Genomic DNA, 18801 nt, shown 5'->3' on the forward strand with positions numbered 1-18801 from the left:
ACCTAGGCTGGTGAGCATGCGTGGTGACGGGGACGGCTGGGTGATCGGCGAGGACGGCACTCGGCACTGGGGAAAGCACGGTGCCGCGGGACTGCTGCTGCGTGCCCCGTCCGACGCACGCGAACCGATGGTGCTGTTGCAGCATCGCGCGCTGTGGAGCCACCAGGGCGGAACGTGGGCATTACCCGGCGGAGCCCGTGATTCCCATGAGAGCACCGCGCACGCGGCCGTTCGCGAAGCACACGAGGAAGCCGGAATCGCGGCCGAACAACTGTGTGTGCGCAGCGAGCGTGTCACCGCGAGCGTCGAGAGCGGCTGGTCGTACACCACCGTCATCGCCGATACCGATCATCCGTTGGCCACCGTGCCCAACGGTGAGAGCACCGAACTGCGCTGGGTACCGGAATCGATCGTCGCCGAACTCCCACTGCACCCCGGGTTCGCGTCCAGCTGGCCGTCGCTGCGCACAGTTCCGCTGCGGGTGCTGCTCGACACCGCCAATGTGCTGGGCTCGCGGCCGAACAGCTGGTGGAAGGACCGCGCCGGATCCACCGCTGCCTTGCTGACCTCGCTCGCTCAGACGCTGCCGCGCACCGTCGAACTGCCCAGCGGCCAGTACGGCTGGCTCACGCGCATCGAGGCCGTGCTCGAAGGCCAGGCCCGTGACGCGCAGGTGGACGATCCGCGCATCCCGGTCATCGTCGCCGACGGCAGTGGCGACGACACCCTCGCCGACCAGGCCAATCTCGACGGCGATCTGACTGCGCTCGTCACGGCCGACCGCGGACTACGTGACCGGTTGCCGGAATCGGTGCAGGTCCTGACGCCGTCCGCAGTACTGGGTTGGCTCTAGGCCTGCAGCGCCTGCACCAACTCGCGAGCCGCAGCCTGCGGGTCCCTGGCCTCGGTGATTGCTCGGACCACCACGATGCGATCGGCACCGGCCGCCCGAACCTGATCCACATTGGTCGCGTCGACGCCGCCGATGGCGAACCACGGCCGTTCCGGGAGCGCGTCCGCAGTGGCCCGCAGAGACTCGAGTCCCGCCGCAGTTCGATTGGGCTTGGTGGGCGTCGGCCACACCGGCCCGACGGCGAAGTAGTCGACGCCGTCCTCGATCGCGGCGAGCGAGGACTGTGCGCGATTCTGCGTCGACCGCCCGATCACCACGTCCGGGCCCAGAATCTGTCGTGCGTAGTGCACCGGTAGATCGCCCTGACCCAGATGCAGTACGTCGGCACCCGAGGCCAACGCCAGATCCGCGCGATCGTTGACCGCCAGCAGTGCACCGTGCCGCTTGGTCGCAGCGAGCAGGACCGCCAGCGCGGCGAGCTCGTCCTTGGCTTCGAGGGGACCGAACTCACGCTCACCGGCGGAGTTCTTGTCGCGCAGCTGAATGATGTCGACGCCACCGGACAACGCGGCCTCGGCGAACTGCGCGAGGTCGCCCTTGTCGCGCCTGGCATCGGTACACAGGTACAGGCGAGCGGACGCAAGACGCTCACGGGGACTCTGGTTGCGGGCGGTCTGAGATGGATGCACGAAACGAACTGTATTCTCATGGAGGCCGTAAAACGAAGATTGATCGCGGGAGTCCCAGGGTTCGTGGGGCTGAGAGTGGGTTCGCCGCCCTTACCGTCAATACCTGAACCCGATCATGCGGGCGCAGGGAGTGAGGAATCGCGTGCACATCGTTGTGATCGGCGGAGGCGTCATCGGGTTGTCGACGGCGCTGCGCCTGGCCGACGACGGTCACCGGGTCGTCCTTCACGACCCGGCTCTGGGAAAGGGCGCATCCTGGGTTGCCGGCGGGATGTTGGCTCCGCTGTCCGAGGGCTGGCCTGGCGAACACGAATTGCTGCATCTGGGTGCTGCGTCGTTGGCGCGCTGGCCGGAATTTGCCCGACGCCTCCCCGGTCCCTCGGTGTTCTCCGCGACCGGATCGGTGACAGTGGCCCTCGACTCCGCCGATGCCGCCGATCTGCGAACGATCGCCGAATGGGTAGGCGAACAGGGCCACGAGCTCGAGATTCTGGGACGAGCGCAGCTACGCGAGCTCGAACCTGCTCTGGCGCAGAACATTCGGCTCGGACTGCTCGCTCCGACCGAACTGTCCGTCGACAATCGAGCACTGGTTGCCGCGCTCGAGCAGGCGTGTCTCGACGCGGGAGTGGAGTTCTCCACGGAGTCGGTCGACACCATCCCCGACGCCGACCAGGTGGTTCTGGCTGCCGGTGCGCAGTCGGCCGCGCTGTGGCCATCTCTTCCGGTCCGGCCGGTCAAGGGCGAGATCCTCAGGCTGCGCAGGCGGCCGAGCGCAGCGCCACCGCCACACCGCACCGTCCGAGGAACCGTGCACGGACGTGCGATCTACCTGGTACCGCGCGGCGACGGATTGGTCGTCGGCGCAACACAATACGAATCCGGCCACGACACCCAAGTCACCGTCGCCGGGGTACGAGACCTGATAGCCGACGCCGAACGGCTCATGCCGAGCATCGGCGAATACGAACTCCACGAGACCGCTGCCGGACTGCGGCCGATGAGCCCGGACGGACTACCCCTGATCGGCAGGCTGTCTCCGACGGTGATTGTCGCGACCGGTCACGGCCGCAACGGGATTCTGCTGGCCCCCATCACCGCCGACGCGGTCGCCGCGCTGGTTTCCGGCGACACCCTGACCGAGGCGAAAGCGGCTGCACCTCAGAGATTCTCGCAGATCGAAAGGACACCATGACACAGGTCGCGATCGGAATCACCGTCAACGGTGAAGACCACCTGCTCACCGAGGACATGACCATGCAGCAACTGCTCGAGTTCCTGGGCATGCCGGAGAAGGGCATCGCCGTCGCCGTCGACGGCGCGGTGCTGCCCAAGAGCCGATGGAACACCACCGGAGTCGAAAAAGGTTGGACCATCGACGTTCTCACGGCCGTTCAAGGTGGTTGAGAGCATGACGGCTGAAAGTACTGGTCGTTCCGCAGGCTCCACTCCTGGCCTGACGATCGCCGGCCGCACCTTCACCTCCCGGCTCATCACCGGCACCGGGGGAGCGGCGAATCTTGCGGTACTCGAGGACGCACTCGTCGCATCCGGAACCGAACTGACCACCGTCGCGATGCGTCGCGTCGACGCCGCCGGTGGGACGGGTGTGCTGGATCTGCTGCGACGCTTGAACATCGCCCCGTTGCCGAACACCGCGGGCTGCCGTGGCGCGGCCGAGGCAGTTCTCACCGCGCAACTCGGCCGTGAGGCACTCGAGACCGACTGGGTGAAACTCGAAGTGATCGCCGACGAGCGAACCCTGCTGCCCGACGCCATCGAACTGGTCAAGGCTGCAGAGCAACTCGTGGACGACGGCTTCCAGGTGCTGCCGTACACCACCGACGACCCGGTATTGGCCAAGCGTCTCGAGGACATCGGCTGCGTGGCCGTCATGCCGCTCGGCTCACCCATCGGCACCGGCCTGGGCATCGCCAACCCCCACAACATCGAGATGATCGTCGACGCCGCGTCGGTGCCGGTGATCCTCGACGCGGGCATCGGCACGGCCAGCGACGCCACTCTCGCGATGGAACTCGGCTGCGACGCAGTGCTGCTCGCGACCGCAGTGACCCGCGCGAAAGATCCCGCGCTGATGGCGTCGGCGATGCGGAATGCGGTGGAGGCGGGATACCAGGCCCGACATGCGGGCCGAATCCCGAAGCGATTCTGGGCGCAGGCCAGCTCGCCCATGTGAGTGGCTGCGTCGGCGGCGCAGCACGCAAACGCGCGCGCATGTGCTGAACGCGCGCGGATCAGTGGCGGATACGAGGGCGAATCCGTGCGCACCTGACGAACGCGCGCGCGTTTGCAACCGCAGGCCGCCGATGCCGCCTGCTGTCTCAGGGTGTGTGTCATCCGAAAGGATGATGCTTGTCGCGACTGTGGGTCGATGTGCTGACGGGTGTCGATCGGGGACAGTTGTCCCATGATCGAAGTGACAGGACTGACCAAGCAATACGGCGCGGTGACGGCGGTCGACAACCTCACCTTCACCATCAAACCCGGCATCGTGACCGGCTTCCTCGGCCCCAACGGCGCAGGCAAGTCCACCACGATGCGGATGATCCTCGGTCTCGACCGTCCCACCTCGGGAACGGCGACCATCGAGGGCAAGAGCTACAGCGAACTGAAGCAACCACTGCGTACCGTCGGCGCTCTGCTCGACGCCAAGTGGGTGCATCCCAACCGTTCTGCGCGTGCGCACCTCGAGTGGATGGCCGCCTCCAACGGCATCCCGAAGTCGCGCGTCGACGAGGTGCTGCGGCTGGTCGGCCTCAGCGATGTCGCGAAGAAGAATGCCGGCGGATTCTCGCTCGGTATGTCGCAGCGGCTCGGCCTTGCAGGCGCGTTGCTCGGCGACCCGAAGGTGTTGCTGTTCGACGAGCCGGTCAACGGCCTCGACCCGGAAGGCATCGTCTGGATTCGAAAGTTCATGCAGCGGCTGGCAGCCGAGGGTCGAACCGTTCTGGTCTCGAGCCACCTGCTCTCCGAGATGGCGCAGACAGCAGAGCATCTCATCGTCATCGGACGCGGCAAGCTGATCTCCGATTCCACGGTGCAGGAATTCATCGACCACGCATCCGAAGCCTCGGTGCGAGTACGCAGCCCGCAGCTCGACGGCCTCCGCAAGGCCCTGACCACAGCCGGTCTCACCGTGCGTGAGCCGGACAGGACCGACGAACTGCAGCCCTCGCTGGTTGTGCTGAACTCGAGCACCGACGCAATCGGCGACATCGCAGGCCGTGCCGGAATCACACTGCACGAGTTGGCCTCTCAGCGAGGTTCGCTCGAGGAAGCATTCATGAAACTGACCGGAGACACAGTGCAGTACCACGGCGAAGAAACCAATTCTCAGCAAGCGATGGGCGGTGCACTCTGATGGGCGTCTTGGCAGCAGAGAGAATCAAATTCACCTCGACCAAATCACCGTGGTGGTGCAGCGCGATCATCGTGGTGCTCGGTCTCGGGTTCGCGGCCATTCTGGGTTGGGCTGCGAAGTCGGCCCTGAGCCTCGACGCGCCCGAGGGCATTCCACCCACGACCGCCGCCGATGTCGTCGGGGTCGGAGTCGGCACGTTCGGTGCCATGGTGCTGATGATCCTGGCCGCGTTGACCGTGACCAGCGAATACCGGTTCGGCATCATTCGCACCACGTTCCAGGCGGTGACCAACAGGGGATCGGTTCTGGGAGCCAAGGCACTGCTGGTGGGCGTTTACGGTGCAATCCTGTCGTTCGCGCTCGCGGTGGTCGGGCTCGTCATCGCCAAGGGTCTGGCAGGCGAGCAGGCGGGCGTATTGCTCGGATTCGACGTGGACGGTACGTGGCGCGTCCTGTACGGCACGGCCATCCTGGCATTCGTTCAGGTCGTTCTCGCGATCGGCGTCGGCGCTCTCGTTCGACAGTCGGCCGGTGCGATCGCGATCCTGCTGCTGTGGCCGCTGCTGATCGAGAACCTGGTCGGCCTCATTCCGAACGTCGGGGCGAAGATCCAGGCGTTCCTGCCGTTCCTGAATGCCAATCACTTCCTCGGCTCCGATGGCGGAATCGACTTCCACTGGGGTCCGATCGGCAGTCTGATCTACTTCGTCGCGTTCACAGCGGTGATCTTCGGCGCAGCAGTGTTCGTCGTCAATCGTCGGGACGCCTGACGCCGCTCGCCGGTAGGGTGTCCGCTATGCGGAAATCCTTGCTTGCAGGTAGCGCCGTCACCGTCTTGATTCTGGCCGGTTGCTCGTCCACCTCTGGTACAGGGGACGAGGAACCGGCCAGAGTTTTCGCGACACCCGACGGGCCCGGCCTGTCCGAAGCCGTCACCGAGGACGCTTTGGTAGGACACCTCGAGGAACTGGAAGCCATTGCCGCCGCACACGACGGAAACCGCGCGGCCGGCACCGCCGGATACGACGCGAGTGTCGATTACGTTGTCTCGCAACTCGAATCGGCTGGATTCGAGGTGACCACCCCGGAGTTCGAGTTCGAGACCTTCGATGCGCAGACGCAGATCCTGAAATCGGGCGGCACCGAGATTCCGGTCTTCGCGCTCAGCTATTCGCCGACCACCACCGCCGAGGGCATCACCGCACGCGTCGTCGGTGCTCCCGCAAATGCAGACGGTTGCGAGGCAACCGATTACGCCGGTCTCGATCTGGCCGGGGCCGTCGCCGTCGTGCCACGCGGAGTGTGCCCGTTCGGTGTGAAACAGACCGTCGCAGCAGAACTGGGTGCGGCGGCAGCGATCATCGTCAACAACGAGCCGGGACCGCTGGATTCGGGGACACTCGGCGACCCCGAGACCGCGAAGATACCGACCGGCGGAGTGAGCCAGGAGGACGGCGCAGCCGTGCTGGCCGCACCCGAGGTGACGCTCACGCTCGTCACCGAGACCGACAAGACCAAGAGCCGCAACATCATTGCGCAGACCACCACCGGATCCACCGAGAACGTGGTGGTCACCGGCGCGCACCTCGACAGCGTCCCCGAGGGCCCCGGCATCAACGACAACGGAACCGGTACGGCGGCAGTACTCGAAACCGCACTGCAGATGGGTAGTGCCCCCGAGGTGACCAACGCGGTGCGCTTCGCCTTCTGGGGCGCAGAGGAGAGCGGGCTCGTGGGCTCCACCAAATACGTCGAGGGCCTCTCCGACGAGGACAAGCGAAACATCGCGCTGTACTTGAACTTCGACATGATCGGCTCGCACAACGCCGGGTACCTCGCCTACGACGGAGACGATTCCGACAAGGTGGGTGAGCCTGCAGGACCGGCCGGATCCGACGCCATCGAGCGCACCTTCGTCGAGCGACTTGCCGCCGATGGTGTCGCCGTCGACGGTACCGATTTCGACGGCCGTTCGGACTACGGCCCGTTCATCGAGGTCGGCATCCCGGCCGGTGGTGTCTTCAGCGGCGCGGACGAGAACAAGACCGCTGAGCAGGCCGAGAAGTGGGGCGGTACCGCGGATCAGACCTTCGACGAGAATTACCACACCGATCAGGACACGTTGGCGAATGTCGACCGCGCCGCGCTCGCGAAGAACGGTGCAGCCGTGGCCTACGGCATCGGCATCTACGCGCAGTCGGTGGAGGGCCCCAACGGGGTCCCGGTCGGTGCCGAGCGCGAGGCCGCACGGGCCGAAGGGTAACGAAAGTATGTGTAACCGTCAGTTACGCTCGATGCTGTGAACGCTGTCGTCTCGTCGGTCGTGGACTGGGTCCGCACCACCAACCGAGCGCCCGCGGTGGTCGGGGCGGTTCGGCGGGTGCGTCGCGCGCTACCCGGTGACCCCACGTTCGGCGATCCCATGTCGATCGACGGTCCAGGACGGGCACTGGCCGTTGCCCGAGTGGCCGACAGGTTCCTGGCTGCCAACGGACTCGACGACGAACCGGGCGCGTCCCGCGAAGTGGGGCTGGGCGCGCTCCAGGTCTGGCAGGCGATTCTCGAACGTGCAGGCCGTGGCCGCGGGGAACAGGACGTCACCATCGTGTTCACCGACCTCGTCGGGTTCTCGTCGTGGTCGCTCCGCGCCGGTGACACCGCCACCCTGACCTTGCTCCGCAAGGTGTCCAAAGCCATCGAACCCGAGGTCGCGTTCCGAGGCGGCCACGTCGTCAAGAGGCTGGGCGACGGCATCATGGCCGTCTTCGTCGACGCGGGCAAGGCCGTCGACGCAGTATTCGCGGCACGCGAGGCATTGAAGGGCGTCGACGTCGACGGCTACACCCCCACGATGCGCGTCGGAATCCACACCGGCAGCCCGCGTCAGGTGGGATCGGACTGGCTCGGTGTGGACGTCACCGTCGCCGCCCGAGTGATGCAGACCGGCGGAAACGGCAACGTGATGATCTCAGCGACGGCGCTCGAGGCGGTCCCGCCGGAGGTGCTCGACGCCCTGCACGTGGTGTCCAAGCCCTATCGCCGCAGCTTCTTCGCTCCGAAGATCAAGGGCGCGCCCGACGACCTACGCATCCTCCGACTCGTGCAGTCGCCACAGCGGTGAGACCGGGCCGTGGCCCGCGCCCAGGTCGTAGGACGCGGCCAAGCAGCGGGTGACCCACTCCTTGCCGAACGCCACCGCGTCGGGCATGGAGTATCCGTGCGCCAATGCCGACGCGATCGATGCGGCGAGGGTGTCGCCGCCGCCGTGATCGTTGCCGGTGTCGATACGTTCGCTGGTGAACTCGTGGAAGGTGTCGCCGTCGAACAACAGATCGGTGCTGTGCGTCGACGTACGCAGATGACCGCCTTTGACCAGGGCCCACTGCGCGCCCAGGCCGTGCAGTGCCTCGGCGGCGCGTCGCGCGCTCGCGTCGTCGACCACGTCGATGCCGGTGATGAGCCGAACCTCGTCGAGGTTGGGGGTCACCAGCGACGCAATCGGGAACAGTGTGTGGCGGATGGCGTCGATGGCCTCGGCATGAAGGAGCGGATCACCGTGCATCGAGGCACACACCGGGTCGACGACCAGCGGCACCGGTCGGTCACGGCCGATCCCGACCTCGGTGCAGACGGTCGTGACCGCTTCGATGATCGCCGTGGAGGCCAGCATTCCGGTCTTCGCTGCGCCGACGCCGATGTCGGAGACGACCGAACGAACCTGGGCCGCGACGATCTCGGGCGGGATCTCGTGAAAGCCCGTCACGCCGACGGTGTTCTGAACCGTCACCGCCGCGACGGCAACACATGCGTGGACGCCCAACATGGCCATCGTGCGACTGTCCGCCTGGATTCCGGCACCGCCGCCGGAGTCGGTTCCGGCGATCGTCAGCGCACGGACGGGAGTCTCGCCGTTGGGCGTGAGCGGTAGGAACTTCACGAGAGACGACAGTACCGGCGGGCCGCGATCGGCAGGGTCTCGGCAGGCGAGACGCCGAAGGTGAATTTTGGCAAAAACATGGTGACACTTTGAATGTTGTTGTATCACAACGGCGCACGGGGACACTTATGAGCTGTACCAGCATTCCTGTCGGGTTCCAGCGAGAAACCTACGCATCCGAAGGTTTGTTGGTAGAAAAGGTGACAGGGCCACCGCGCGCATGTTTAATAGTGGTGCACGTCACAAAATATTTCATTCGTTCACCACTCGACACACAGCGAAGGAGGCGTCCCATGCTTGCAAGTTCTCCTAGCGCTGATGTCTCGATCAACAAGGACCAGAACCGTTTCGAGCTCCGATTGAACGGCGATCTCGTCGGCATCGTCGGTTTCTTCGAGGTGGAGGGAACCAGTAAGCGAGCGACGCGCACTCATGTCGTGTCCTTCATGCACACGGTCGTCACCGAGGACTTCGGCCATCAGGGCCTGGCCGGCATTCTGGTTCGGCGCGCACTCGACAGCGCTCGCTCCTACGGCTGGAAGGTCAAGCCGGTCTGCACCTACGTGCAGCGCTTCGCCGCAGCCAATCCCGAGTACAACGACATGCTCGTCGCTCTCTGACATTCGGTCGGCCGCGTAGATCACGGTTGGAACTCGACTCGGCGACGATCGTGCACTTCTGGCGCGGCACATCCGCACCACTGATCTCATAGGTGACATGAGTCACATACTTCCGCGTCGCACCGACACGGCACCGCCGGTCGATCGGCCCGTCGTTCGTATCGAGGACGACGTCGATCATCACAGATTCGATCTTTTCGTCGACGAAGAACTCGTCGGCATTCTCGGGTACCGCTTCGGCGAGGGCGTCGACGACGGCGGCGGTCCCGTCGTGGCCCTCATGCACACCGTCGTCAAGGAGGAATACGGCGACCGCGGCTGGGCCGGGGTGCTGGTACGGGCGTCACTGAACACCGCGCGCGATCGGCAGTGGCGCATCGTCCCGATCTGCACCTACGTCCGGCGCTACCTGGCGCAACACGAAGAATATCTGGACCTGATCGCCGATTAGAGAGCGCTGCTCTTGTTTCGAAACGCCGATCGGTGAATACTGCTTCCTGTAGAGAGCGCCGCTCTCGGAAGGAAGTTCGTTCCCGATGCGCACAGCTCTGTTCCTGTTCGTCGGCGTCATGTTCGCCGCCTACCCCATGGTGCGGCCCTACTCGGACGAGGTAGGCATCGCGGGAGCAAATGCCTTCGCATCCCCGAGCTGGGTTCTCGCCCACACATTCGCCATGCTCGGCTTCATCGCGCTCGGGCTCACCGTCCTCTACGCCGGTCGACGGTCCGATCTTGCGGTCGTGACCACGTGGATCGGCGTCGGACTGGTTCTGCCGTACTACGGCGCGGAAACGTTCGCGCTGCATGCGCTCGGTGTCGACGCCGCGGCGAACTCCAACCCGGGCCTGATCGACCTGGCGGACCCGATTCGCTATTCGCTCGTGCAGTCCGTCATGTTCGGACTCGGACTCGTGCTGATCGCCGTCGGTCTGGTGGCATTTGCCCTACGCAACCGCTACGCAGCTGTGCTGGCCGCGGGATTCGTACTGTTTCTGCCGCAGTTCTACACCCCACCGGCCGTACGAATCGCGCACGGACTGTTGATTCTCGTCGGGGCGATCCTCGCCGCCGGAGCGGTGTCGCGCAGGTCGGACGCCGATCAGCCGATGTCCACGATCACCGGGGCGTGATCGCTGGCTCCCTTGCCCTTGCGCTCCTCGCGGTCGATCGACGCACCGGTCACCCCAGCCGCCAGGGCAGGTGAGGTCAGAGCCATGTCGATACGTAGACCCTGCTTCTTCGGAAACCGCAGCTGTGTGTAATCCCAGTAGGTGTACGTCCTGGGCTCGGGTGTGAACTGTCGCGTCACCTCGGTGAATCCGGCGTCGGCGAAGGCCGCGAAGGCATCACGCTCGGCCTGGGAGGTGTGCGTCTTGCCCTCGAACAGTGCCGGATCCCAGACGTCGTCGTCGGTGGGAGCGATGTTCCAGTCGCCCACGAGTGCGATCTGCGCCAGCGGATCGGCGGTCACCCACGCCTGGGCGTCGGCCTTCAGCGCGGCGAGCCACTCGAGCTTGTAGGTGTAATGCGGATCGGCGAGTTCGCGGCCGTTCGGCACGTACAGGCTCCAGACGCGTACCCCGTCACACGTGGCCCCGATGGCGCGGGCCTCCTGGGCTGGATCGATCTCGGGATCCTTGCTGAACCCGGGCTGATCCTCGAAACCGACCTGTACGTCGTTCAGGCCGACCCTCGATGCGATCGCGACGCCGTTCCACTGACTCAGTCCGACGTGGGCCACCTCGTACCCGATGTCGGTGAACCGCTGGTACGGAAACTGTGCGTCCTTGCACTTGGTTTCCTGCATTGCCAGCACATCGACGTCCGATCGCTGCAGCCAATCGACGATTCGATCCTGACGAGAGCGGACGGAGTTCACATTCCAAGTAGCCAGACGCACGGGAATGAACCCTATAGAACGCCCCCGACACGCTCGCGACCGATCACGTTCTCGGGCCGCGCGTAGCGATAGCGATGATGATCGACGAAGCCCAGATCCCGGTACAGGGCAACGGCTTCGGCGTTGTCGACGGCCACCTGCAGGTATGCGTGAGTAGCGCCGAGGCCACGTCCCCAGCGCACCAACTCCCCGCACATCAGTGTGCCGAGTCCGTTGCGGCGATGCTCGGGAGCAACCCAGAGGGAGGTCAATCCCACCCAGCAGCGACCGTCCGGGGCAGTGGTGACGGCTGCGCGACCGACGGTGAGCGAGCCGATCGCGCCGAAACCGAGGGTGCCGTCGTGAACGGCCGAGACCACCTCTGCTGCGCCCGCAGTCGGCTCGCGGCCCTGGTAGCGCAGAGAGCTCAACCAGTCCTGTGTCGGCTCCGCGGTGACGGTGATGGCCGAATCACCTTCGCGCAGAACGAGTTCGGAAATACCCGCGGCCATGACGGCAGTCTCGTTGTACGTCCGCCATCCGGGCGGGGCGCTGCCGAGGCGGTCGGGGAGCGAGAGCGTCGGCGGCAGGCCGCGAGCGGCGTATCGCTCGGTGATCCTCGCGAGCGTCTCGGCTGCCGTCGATGCCCCTGGTTCGAGTGGTGCCGCCGAATTGGCGCGGCCGGTGAAACCGTGACCGAAGCGCACTTGCCAACCGTCGATCCACTCCCGCTCGACGCCCGGCCAACCGTCCGCCGCGGCCGCTTCGAGCGAGCGAATCTCCGACGTTCGAACAGGCTTGGGCCCCAACGCTTTCAATGCAACGACCCGTTCGGTGGCAACCTGCACCAGCATGCCGTCCCTGCCCCGAACCGAGACTGCAGCGGAGTCGGCGGACACCAGTTCCCCGATCACGTCCGTCATCGGGTGGGTGTGGCCCGGTGGCAGCCGGTACCGAAGCATCACCCGCGTCCCCACGGGAACGGTCACAGTGTCCCGATCATTCGAGCGGTCAGTCCTCGTCCTCGTCGTCGTGGCCGAACGGATCGTCCACCGTTCCTGGCGTCCAGCTCAGTCCCGGCACGCCCCAGCCCGCACGCTTGATTGCCTTCTTCGCCGCGCGCGCATGTCGACCGATGAGAACGTCGGTGTAGAGGAAGCCGTCGAGATGGCCTACTTCGTGCTGGAGCATCCGGGCGAAGAAGCCGCGGCCCTCGATGTCGACGGGATCACCGTTCGCGTCCGTGCCGGTCACTCGGGCCCACTCGGCGCGACCGGTGGGATGCTGCTCTCCTGGAACCGACAGGCAGCCCTCGTCGTCATCCTCCGGATCGGGCATCGTCTCCGGAATCTCCGACGTCTCGAGCACCGGATTGACGACCTCACCACGGCGGCGGAAGATCTTGCCGTCCTCGCCTTGATCGGGGCAGTCGTAGATGAACAGTCGCTTGGCGACGCCGACCTGATTCGCCGCGAGGCCGACACCGTTCGCGGCGGCCAATGTCTCGTACATGTCGGCGATCAGCTCGGCCAGCTCGGCGGGTGACTCGGTGACGGGAGCGGTTGCGGTGTGGAGCACCGGATCGCCGACGATCCGGATGGGAAGAATTGCCATGGTCGACAAGGATAGTGGGTGTGGGTGGGAGTGGAGCCCGCGGAACGACCCAGGGCGTTGGAGTGGAGCCCGCGGAACGACCCAGGGCGTTGGAGTGGAGCCCGCGGAACGACCCAGGGCGTTGGAGTGGAGCCCGCGGAACGACCCAGGGCGTGAGAGTGGAGCCTGCGGAACGACCCGAGTGCCTGATGCATGTGGTCGAGCACGTGGAACACGCCACGCGCCGGTAGCTCGCGGGAGCCGTGCTCGAGCCGTCGAGCATGGTTGAATGATCCTCGAAGTACAACTGTGTAATTCGGTCGGTGCTCCTACGGGTGCCGGCAGTGCTGGGGGAAGCAGATTTCTCTGGGTAGGTGATCTTGCAACCCGTCGAGAAGTCGAGAAGTCGAGGAGTGGGATGGACGGCGCAGCAGCGCGTGACTCGAACCAGTCTCAGCAACCGGGAAAATCGGACGGCTCTCAGGATCCGAACGAGGTCGGTGCGGACGGACTGAGTCGACGCGAACACGACATCCTGTCCTTCGAGCGGCAGTGGTGGAAGTACGCCGGGGCGAAGGAAGAGGCCATCAAGGAACTCTTCTCCATGTCGGCAACCCGCTACTACCAGATCTTGAACGCCTTGGTCGATCGTCCCGAGGCGCTCGCCGCCGATCCGATGCTGGTCAAGCGTCTGCGTCGCCTGCGTGCGAGCCGCCAGAAGGCGCGCGCGGCACGTCGGCTCGGTTTCGACGTCTGATTCGCCCCGACGACTGACGTGTTCGGGGTCGTCGTGGACGTTCGGCTAGGGTCGGTGACGTGAGCACCCCCAACCCGGAACAGACCGGGCCACCATTGCGTGCCCTCGCCATGGTGCTGATTTCGCTCGCGATCCTGTTCGCAGCGATCGGAGCGTTGTCGCTGACGGGTTCCGATTCCGACGATGCTGCCGAACCCGCTGCCGCCGAAACGACCACCACGCAGCCCGCGGTGGCTGCGGCCCCGGCGGCGCCCGCAGCCCAGGCTCCGGCCGCGTCGACCAGCTCCGCGGCCCCCACCACCTCGGGAAGCCCTTCCGACGTCGAAGTGCGGGTACTCAACAACTCGAATATCTCCGGACTCGCGGCGGGCACCGCCGGCACGCTGACCGCCGAAGGATGGACCGTCGCAGAAACCGGCAACTTCAGCGAAGCCCAGTTCGAGCAGACCGCGGTGTACTACGGCACGGCCGCAGGCGAGCAACGGGCCGCGCAGACGATCGCCACCCAACTCGGCATTCCGGCCGAGGCCAAGCCGACGTCATTGCAATCCACGGTCGGTGTGGTCGTCATCGTGACCCAGTAGTCCCGTGGCCCACTGATTTCACAGCGCAGACTTCCGTGCCCGGTTCGGTCGAATCGGTCGGCACGTTATTATTTCCGAGCCCGGCGAAACTGCCTGAAAGAGGAGCGATTTCCGATGGACATGTTGAAACGACGCACTGCTGCGAGCCGCTCTTTGCGTTACGTGGCCCCGGTCCTCGCGATCGCAGCGCTCGGGCTCTCTGCCTGCAGCAACGGCGAGGTTGCATCCGATACCCCCGGCACCGTTCCGCCGGTCTGGACCGGCGAGTCCGACCCGTCGGCGGCCGCCACCGCAGGCGACGGCCGCGCCGAGTCCGAGTCGGGCTCCGGTGAAACCATCGAGGGCACCCTCCGTAACGCTGCCGGTGCCGAGGTGGGCACGGTGTCGTTCGCGGCCGAGGGTGAAAAGCTCACCGTCACTGCCGAGGTCGAGAACATGACCCCGGGCTTCCACGGCTTCCACGTCCATACCGTCGCCGCGTGCGAGCCCAACTCGGTGGCACCCACCGGCGGGGAGCCGGGCAACTTCCTGTCTGCGGGCGGCCACCTGCAGGTCGACGGCCGCACCGAGCATCCCGCCAGTGGTGATCTGTCGTCGATTCAGGTCGGCGAAGACGGCACCGGCATGCTCGTCACCACCACCGACGCGATCACGCTCGACGATCTGCGCGCGGGCGGTGCCGGCACCGCGGTGATCGTGCACGAAGGTGCCGACAACTTCGCCAACATCCCGCCGCGGTACACGCTGCCCGACGGTGCCGCTGTTCCGGACATGACGACCCTGATGACCGGCGACGCCGGTGCGCGGGCGGCATGCGCGGTACTGCAGTAGTTTGAGTGCTCCCCGGATCGACTTCGCCAGTTCACCGCGCCCGACGCTCGGCGTCGAGTGGGAGATCGCGTTGGTCGACAAGAAGACGCTCGACCTCGTCAACTCCGCCGAGGCGGTCATGGACGGCGTCCGCGATCTGGCCGGGGATACCCCGCGGGTGACCAAGGAACTGCTGCGCAACACCGTCGAACTCGTCACAGGAGTGTGCGAGAACGTCGGTGAGGCGATGGACGACCTCGGTGAATCCCTTTCCCTCGTCGAGCGCGCTGCCGATCCGCTGGGAATCGATCTGTTCTCGGCGGGCACGCACCCCTTCGCGGAATGGTCGACTCAGCAGCTCACCAGCTCGCCGAGCTACGACGAGTTGATCGCTCGGACGCAGTGGTGGGGCCGGCAGATGCTGATCTGGGGCGTGCACGTGCACGTGGGGGTCTCTTCGCCGGACAAGGTCTTCCCCATTCTCAACTCGCTGCTGCTGCAGTACCCGCACCTGCTGGCACTGTCGGCGTCGTCGCCGATCTGGGCGGGCAACGACACCGGCTACGCCAGCAATCGGGCGCTCATGTTCCAGCAGCTGCCGACTGCCGGACTGCCGTTCCAATTCGAGAACTGGTCGCAGTTCGAGGGATTCGTTCGCGACCAGCTCAAGACCGGTGTCATCGAGCAACTCGGCGGCATGCACTGGGACATCAGGCCAGCACCCAAATGGGGAACCATCGAGGTCCGAGTGTGCGACGGGGCGTCGACCAAGCGAGAACTCGCAGCGCTCGTCGCGTTGACCCACTGCCTCATCGTCAACCTCGACGAACGGCTCGAAGCGGGGGAGACCCTGCCGTCGATACCGCCGTGGCACGTGCAGGAGAACAAGTGGCGGGCCGCTCGGTACGGCCTGGACGCGGAGATCATTCTCGATTCGGACAGCAACGAGCGGCTGGTCACCGACGATCTGAACGACCTGCTCGAGAAGCTGACGCCGACGGCCGTGCGACTGAACTGTGTGGACGAGTTGGCCGCGGTTGCCGACATCCCGAGGCTGGGGGCGTCGTATCAGCGCCAGCGGGCGGTGGCCGCGAAATCCAACGGCGATCTGCGAGCCGTCGTGGAGTCGTTGGTGGCCGAGCTCCGATCGTGACCTCGTAAATGTAAAGCTCCGTTCACTCACCGTTTACTATGAGTGACGTGCTACAGGGGGAAGTCGGGGCCGTCCAGGTCGAAACCGTACGACAAGACTCGACCCGCCCCCTGGCCATCGGGGCCGTTCTGGTTGCCCTCTTTCTCGCGTCGTTGCAGCTCGCAGCCCTGGTGTGGAAGTTTCCCGGGCCCGGGCCCAGTATCTGGAACGATCTGTTCGGAAGGCCGAAGTCGAGTTCGCTGCCGTGGGCGGCACTGATCCTGGCCACCGTGGGTCTCACTCGTGTTCGACGGCTTCAGGCGCTGGCGACCGCTGCCGTCCTCGATGGCGTCGGAGTGGCCCTGCGAGTGTGGTCCGACACCGCGCTCACCGTCGGCAACGGCCCGTCGCTGGTGCTACTGGGCCTCGGCGTGTACGCGATCCACCGGCATCGCGTCGGCGCACCCGACAGCCTTCGGGCGCTCCGCGGAGTGGCGCTCGGTGCGTTGCTGCTGCTCGCGACCAAGGCAGGCGATGCCTGGCTGCACATCACGATGGTCACCAGGCCTCGGGTGCTCGACGAGTACGCCCACGCAGCCGACCAGGCGCTCGGTAACCCCTCGTGGGTGATGGGCTCGATCCTGGAACGACTCGGTCCGATTCCCGACGGCGTTCTGCACTGGATCTACATTCAGCTGCCGGTCGCCGCGATCGTCGTCGCCCTGTACCAACTGCGCGGAGTGGCGTCGGGTGCCGCGTGGCCGCGGCACTTCCTCTTCCGCACGTTTCTGTTGATCGGACTCGTCGGACCGATCTTCTACCTGCTCTTTCCGGTCGTCGGACCCGTCTTCGCCTTCGAAGGGTGGCCGCATCCAGGAGCGGCAACCGGATCTCCATCGGAATTCACGTTCGATTCCAGCGTTCCGCGCAACTGCATGCCGAGCCTGCACACCGCGTGGGCGCTGAGCATCTTCATCCATTCCCGACGCGGTCCGTGGTGGTTGCGCACGGGCGGAACCCTGTGGCTGCTCGGCACGCTCGCCGCAACCCTCGGCTTCGGCTACCACTACGGCGTCGATCTGGTGGCAGGCGCGGTGCTGTGCCTCACGCTGGAATCGATCCTGCGGGACCCCGAGCGCGGCTGGGACCGGGCGCGAATCACGTTGGTGGCGTACGGGTCTGCTGCAATGGCGGCGTTGTTGCTCAGCTACCGCTACCTCGCCGCCGAGTTCGCGTCGCAACCACTGGTTTTCGGACCGCTCGTGCTCGGCATCCTGGTTGCCATGGCCTGCGGCTTCTACGCGACCTTCTTCGCGGATCCGACCCGCGTCACTGATCGGATTCGTTCGGTTCCATCTCGTTGACGATCAGCAGGCCATCGCGACCCCGCTGTTCTCGGTACGCGACGCGGCCGACGGCGTGCGCGATCACCGGAGCGGTCACCAGGGTGAACAGGCCCACGAGTACGAGCATCCAGATGTCGACGTTGCCGCGCAGGCTGATGATCGCCCCGATCAACACCATGATCAAGCCGACCACCTGCGGTTTGGTGGCCGCGTGCATTCGCGACAGCGTGTCGGGGAACCGCACGATGCCGACAGCGGCGGTGAAGGCCAACAACGCCCCCAGGAGGATGAAAACGGAGGCGATGACCTGGGCTACGGTACTCATTCGTCCCTCACTCTGAAGCGTGCGATGCTGACCGACCCGACGAAGCTGACCAGCGACAGCGCGACGATGGCCGGCACCAGGGTGGTGTCGCGGCTGTAGACGGCCCAGACGCCGAGGCCGCACATCGAGACGGCGAGAATGGTGTCCATCGCGACGAGTCGGTCCAGTGTGCTGGGGCCGTCGAGCAATCTGTACGCGGTGAGGATCGCGGCACCGAGCAGGAGAATGCCGGCGATTGCCAGAACGACGGTCATGTCCAATCGCCTTCTCTCTTGTCGTCGGTCTTCTTGTCGTCCCGCGGGGCATCGCGGTCCGTCGATACTGGATCGTCGCCGAGAACCCCGTGGTACCGCTCGTACTCCTGGAAGTGCAGGGGGCTCGGCTTCCAGTCCGAGTCTCGCTCGAATGCCGCGATGAAGAGTTTCTCGAGGTTCCTCACGTAGGCGTAGAAACCGTCGACGGCCTTCTGGGTGCCCATGTCCAACACGTGCACGTAGAGCAGTCGTCTGGTCCGGTCGATCTCGAGCACCATGGTCCCGGGAACGAGGTTCATCGCGTCGATGAACAGCGTGAGCACCAGATCGGATTTGATGGCGATGCGGCAGCGCAGCACTCCGGTGACCGGCGGTGCCTTCGGGCGGATCGCCAGCCAGGCCACGCTGGCGCTGGATTCCCCTGCGTAATACAGAAATACGACGGCCAGCTTGACGAGCGAGAACACATGGATGCGGCCCTCGACCGGAACGCGCGGCAACGGCAGCAGCACCATGATGAGCAGCCCCACCACGATGCCGCCGAGGATGTTTGCCGCAGAGACATTGCCCCACAACAGAACCCAGATAGCCGTCAACCAAGCCAGAGTCCACAGTCGCAGCAGGACGGAACGGTCCATCT

The 18801-nt window shown here is 65.7% G+C and carries 24 protein-coding genes and 1 riboswitch; of the genes, 16 read left to right on the top strand and 8 right to left on the bottom strand.

All coding sequences use genetic code 11. The annotated features are described in order from the left end of the window. The first annotated feature begins 16 nt into the window (after positions 1–16). Entirely contained in the window at positions 17–853 is an 837-nt protein-coding gene (locus ACNEOT_RS06605) for an NUDIX hydrolase (RefSeq protein ID WP_415973106.1), read from the top strand. Here ACNEOT_RS06605 and thiE read toward each other — a convergent pair. Next, positions 850–1542, bottom strand: coding sequence for a thiamine phosphate synthase (gene thiE / locus ACNEOT_RS06610; protein WP_415973107.1), 693 nt, complete (start codon positions 1540–1542; stop codon positions 850–852). The two genes, ACNEOT_RS06605 and thiE, sit on opposite strands and share 4 nt — an antisense overlap. Positions 1543–1577: 35 nt before the next feature. Continuing rightward, a riboswitch (TPP riboswitch) is annotated at positions 1578–1689 on the top strand. On the opposite strand from thiE, the gene thiO reads away from it, so the two are divergent. The 7 genes from thiO (at position 1658) to ACNEOT_RS06645 (ending at position 8045) form a co-directional block, all read left to right on the top strand. Beyond that, positions 1658–2737, top strand: coding sequence for a glycine oxidase ThiO (gene thiO, locus ACNEOT_RS06615; protein WP_415973108.1), 1080 nt, complete (start codon positions 1658–1660; stop codon positions 2735–2737). (Overlaps the previous riboswitch by 32 nt.) Next, positions 2734–2949: a sulfur carrier protein ThiS gene (gene thiS / locus ACNEOT_RS06620; protein ID WP_415973109.1), complete on the top strand. Its 216-nt coding sequence runs from the start codon at positions 2734–2736 to the stop codon at positions 2947–2949. Before thiO ends, thiS begins: the two co-directional genes overlap by 4 nt. A gap of 4 nt (positions 2950–2953) precedes the next feature. Continuing rightward, positions 2954–3739 (top strand): thiazole synthase, encoded by a 786-nt coding sequence (locus ACNEOT_RS06625; RefSeq protein WP_415973110.1) that lies wholly within the window; start codon positions 2954–2956, stop codon positions 3737–3739. A gap of 231 nt (positions 3740–3970) precedes the next feature. Then, entirely contained in the window at positions 3971–4924 is a 954-nt protein-coding gene (locus tag ACNEOT_RS06630) for an ABC transporter ATP-binding protein (RefSeq protein ID WP_415973111.1), read from the top strand. Continuing rightward, the gene (locus ACNEOT_RS06635; RefSeq protein ID WP_415973112.1) at positions 4924–5694 is read left to right on the top strand and encodes an ABC transporter permease; all 771 of its coding nucleotides are present in this window, start codon (positions 4924–4926) and stop codon (positions 5692–5694) included. The genes ACNEOT_RS06630 and ACNEOT_RS06635 overlap by 1 nt, the downstream gene beginning before the upstream one ends. A gap of 26 nt (positions 5695–5720) precedes the next feature. Beyond that, entirely contained in the window at positions 5721–7187 is a 1467-nt protein-coding gene (locus tag ACNEOT_RS06640) for a M20/M25/M40 family metallo-hydrolase (protein ID WP_415973113.1), read from the top strand. Positions 7188–7223: 36 nt separating this feature from the next. Continuing rightward, on the top strand, positions 7224–8045 hold the full coding sequence (locus ACNEOT_RS06645; RefSeq protein ID WP_415973114.1) for an adenylate/guanylate cyclase domain-containing protein: 822 nt from the start codon (positions 7224–7226) through the stop codon (positions 8043–8045). Here the strand turns inward: ACNEOT_RS06645 and thiD are convergent. Further along, complete coding sequence (thiD, locus tag ACNEOT_RS06650) at positions 8007–8861, bottom strand: bifunctional hydroxymethylpyrimidine kinase/phosphomethylpyrimidine kinase (RefSeq protein WP_415973115.1); 855 nt, start codon at positions 8859–8861, stop codon at positions 8007–8009. The genes ACNEOT_RS06645 and thiD overlap by 39 nt on opposite strands. Before the next feature lie 293 nt (positions 8862–9154). Here thiD and ACNEOT_RS06655 point away from each other — a divergent pair, with 293 nt between their 5' ends. From ACNEOT_RS06655 to ACNEOT_RS06665, 3 genes are all read left to right on the top strand, one after another. After that, a complete protein-coding gene (locus ACNEOT_RS06655; RefSeq protein ID WP_415973116.1) occupies positions 9155–9481 on the top strand; it encodes a GNAT family N-acetyltransferase in 327 nt (108 codons plus the stop codon). Between the two features lie 97 nt (positions 9482–9578). After that, positions 9579–9932, top strand: coding sequence for a GNAT family N-acetyltransferase (locus ACNEOT_RS06660; RefSeq protein WP_415973117.1), 354 nt, complete (start codon positions 9579–9581; stop codon positions 9930–9932). A gap of 85 nt (positions 9933–10017) precedes the next feature. Then, positions 10018–10611: a hypothetical protein gene (locus ACNEOT_RS06665; protein WP_415973118.1), complete on the top strand. Its 594-nt coding sequence runs from the start codon at positions 10018–10020 to the stop codon at positions 10609–10611. Here the strand turns inward: ACNEOT_RS06665 and ACNEOT_RS06670 are convergent. From ACNEOT_RS06670 to ACNEOT_RS06680, 3 genes are read right to left on the bottom strand one after another with little or no spacing between them, the layout of a single operon-like run. Beyond that, entirely contained in the window at positions 10581–11381 is an 801-nt protein-coding gene (locus tag ACNEOT_RS06670; RefSeq protein ID WP_415973119.1) for an exodeoxyribonuclease III, read from the bottom strand. The genes ACNEOT_RS06665 and ACNEOT_RS06670 overlap by 31 nt on opposite strands. Positions 11382–11392: 11 nt before the next feature. Further along, complete coding sequence (locus tag ACNEOT_RS06675) at positions 11393–12322, bottom strand: GNAT family N-acetyltransferase (RefSeq protein WP_415973681.1); 930 nt, start codon at positions 12320–12322, stop codon at positions 11393–11395. Positions 12323–12371: 49 nt separating this feature from the next. Beyond that, complete coding sequence (locus tag ACNEOT_RS06680) at positions 12372–12974, bottom strand: peptide deformylase (RefSeq protein WP_415973120.1); 603 nt, start codon at positions 12972–12974, stop codon at positions 12372–12374. 397 nt (positions 12975–13371) lie between these two features. Between ACNEOT_RS06680 and ACNEOT_RS06685 the strand changes: the two genes are divergently transcribed. The 5 genes from ACNEOT_RS06685 (at position 13372) to ACNEOT_RS06705 (ending at position 17600) form a co-directional block, all read left to right on the top strand. After that, positions 13372–13710, top strand: coding sequence for a DUF3263 domain-containing protein (locus tag ACNEOT_RS06685; RefSeq protein ID WP_032391276.1), 339 nt, complete (start codon positions 13372–13374; stop codon positions 13708–13710). A 59-nt stretch (positions 13711–13769) separates the two neighbouring features. Next, positions 13770–14294: a LytR C-terminal domain-containing protein gene (locus ACNEOT_RS06690; RefSeq protein ID WP_415973121.1), complete on the top strand. Its 525-nt coding sequence runs from the start codon at positions 13770–13772 to the stop codon at positions 14292–14294. Positions 14295–14408: 114 nt separating this feature from the next. Next, complete coding sequence (sodC, locus tag ACNEOT_RS06695) at positions 14409–15125, top strand: superoxide dismutase[Cu-Zn] (protein ID WP_415973122.1); 717 nt, start codon at positions 14409–14411, stop codon at positions 15123–15125. A gap of 1 nt (position 15126) precedes the next feature. Next, complete coding sequence (locus tag ACNEOT_RS06700; protein ID WP_415973123.1) at positions 15127–16257, top strand: glutamate--cysteine ligase; 1131 nt, start codon at positions 15127–15129, stop codon at positions 16255–16257. Positions 16258–16295: 38 nt separating this feature from the next. Further along, a complete protein-coding gene (locus ACNEOT_RS06705; RefSeq protein WP_415973124.1) occupies positions 16296–17600 on the top strand; it encodes a phosphatase PAP2 family protein in 1305 nt (434 codons plus the stop codon). Here the strand turns inward: ACNEOT_RS06705 and mnhG are convergent. Genes mnhG through ACNEOT_RS06720 form a run of 3 tightly spaced genes read right to left on the bottom strand, consistent with a single transcriptional unit; the run spans position 17566 to position 18799 of the window. Continuing rightward, positions 17566–17907 (bottom strand): monovalent cation/H(+) antiporter subunit G, encoded by a 342-nt coding sequence (gene mnhG, locus ACNEOT_RS06710; protein ID WP_415973125.1) that lies wholly within the window; start codon positions 17905–17907, stop codon positions 17566–17568. The two genes, ACNEOT_RS06705 and mnhG, sit on opposite strands and share 35 nt — an antisense overlap. Then, positions 17904–18161 (bottom strand): monovalent cation/H+ antiporter complex subunit F, encoded by a 258-nt coding sequence (locus tag ACNEOT_RS06715; protein WP_415973126.1) that lies wholly within the window; start codon positions 18159–18161, stop codon positions 17904–17906. Before ACNEOT_RS06715 ends, mnhG begins: the two co-directional genes overlap by 4 nt. Then, positions 18158–18799: a Na+/H+ antiporter subunit E gene (locus tag ACNEOT_RS06720; protein ID WP_415973682.1), complete on the bottom strand. Its 642-nt coding sequence runs from the start codon at positions 18797–18799 to the stop codon at positions 18158–18160. The genes ACNEOT_RS06715 and ACNEOT_RS06720 overlap by 4 nt, the downstream gene beginning before the upstream one ends. Between the last annotated feature and the right edge of the window lie 2 nt (positions 18800–18801).

It is taken from the genome of Rhodococcus sp. 077-4 (assembly GCF_047782425.1).
GTDB lineage: Bacteria > Actinomycetota > Actinomycetes > Mycobacteriales > Mycobacteriaceae > Rhodococcoides.

What these genes read in the sequence shown, in the direction of transcription:
- ACNEOT_RS06680 (WP_415973120.1), bottom strand. Translation starts at nt 12,974, where the DNA reads ATGGCAATTCTTCCCATCCGGATCGTCGGCGATCCGGTGCTCCACACC.
- ACNEOT_RS06675 (WP_415973681.1), bottom strand. Translation starts at nt 12,322, where the DNA reads ATGCTTCGGTACCGGCTGCCACCGGGCCACACCCACCCGATGACGGAC.
- ACNEOT_RS06715 (WP_415973126.1), bottom strand. Translation starts at nt 18,161, where the DNA reads ATGACCGTCGTTCTGGCAATCGCCGGCATTCTCCTGCTCGGTGCCGCG.
- ACNEOT_RS06605 (WP_415973106.1), top strand. Translation starts at nt 17, where the DNA reads ATGCGTGGTGACGGGGACGGCTGGGTGATCGGCGAGGACGGCACTCGG.
- ACNEOT_RS06665 (WP_415973118.1), top strand. Translation starts at nt 10,018, where the DNA reads ATGCGCACAGCTCTGTTCCTGTTCGTCGGCGTCATGTTCGCCGCCTAC.
- ACNEOT_RS06660 (WP_415973117.1), top strand. Translation starts at nt 9,579, where the DNA reads ATGAGTCACATACTTCCGCGTCGCACCGACACGGCACCGCCGGTCGAT.
- ACNEOT_RS06640 (WP_415973113.1), top strand. Translation starts at nt 5,721, where the DNA reads ATGCGGAAATCCTTGCTTGCAGGTAGCGCCGTCACCGTCTTGATTCTG.
- ACNEOT_RS06635 (WP_415973112.1), top strand. Translation starts at nt 4,924, where the DNA reads ATGGGCGTCTTGGCAGCAGAGAGAATCAAATTCACCTCGACCAAATCA.
- thiO (WP_415973108.1), top strand. Translation starts at nt 1,658, where the DNA reads ATGCGGGCGCAGGGAGTGAGGAATCGCGTGCACATCGTTGTGATCGGC.
- ACNEOT_RS06630 (WP_415973111.1), top strand. Translation starts at nt 3,971, where the DNA reads ATGATCGAAGTGACAGGACTGACCAAGCAATACGGCGCGGTGACGGCG.
- sodC (WP_415973122.1), top strand. Translation starts at nt 14,409, where the DNA reads ATGGACATGTTGAAACGACGCACTGCTGCGAGCCGCTCTTTGCGTTAC.
- ACNEOT_RS06655 (WP_415973116.1), top strand. Translation starts at nt 9,155, where the DNA reads ATGCTTGCAAGTTCTCCTAGCGCTGATGTCTCGATCAACAAGGACCAG.
- ACNEOT_RS06625 (WP_415973110.1), top strand. Translation starts at nt 2,954, where the DNA reads ATGACGGCTGAAAGTACTGGTCGTTCCGCAGGCTCCACTCCTGGCCTG.
- ACNEOT_RS06705 (WP_415973124.1), top strand. Translation starts at nt 16,296, where the DNA reads ATGAGTGACGTGCTACAGGGGGAAGTCGGGGCCGTCCAGGTCGAAACC.
- thiS (WP_415973109.1), top strand. Translation starts at nt 2,734, where the DNA reads ATGACACAGGTCGCGATCGGAATCACCGTCAACGGTGAAGACCACCTG.
- ACNEOT_RS06685 (WP_032391276.1), top strand. Translation starts at nt 13,372, where the DNA reads ATGGACGGCGCAGCAGCGCGTGACTCGAACCAGTCTCAGCAACCGGGA.
- ACNEOT_RS06720 (WP_415973682.1), bottom strand. Translation starts at nt 18,799, where the DNA reads ATGGACCGTTCCGTCCTGCTGCGACTGTGGACTCTGGCTTGGTTGACG.
- mnhG (WP_415973125.1), bottom strand. Translation starts at nt 17,907, where the DNA reads ATGAGTACCGTAGCCCAGGTCATCGCCTCCGTTTTCATCCTCCTGGGG.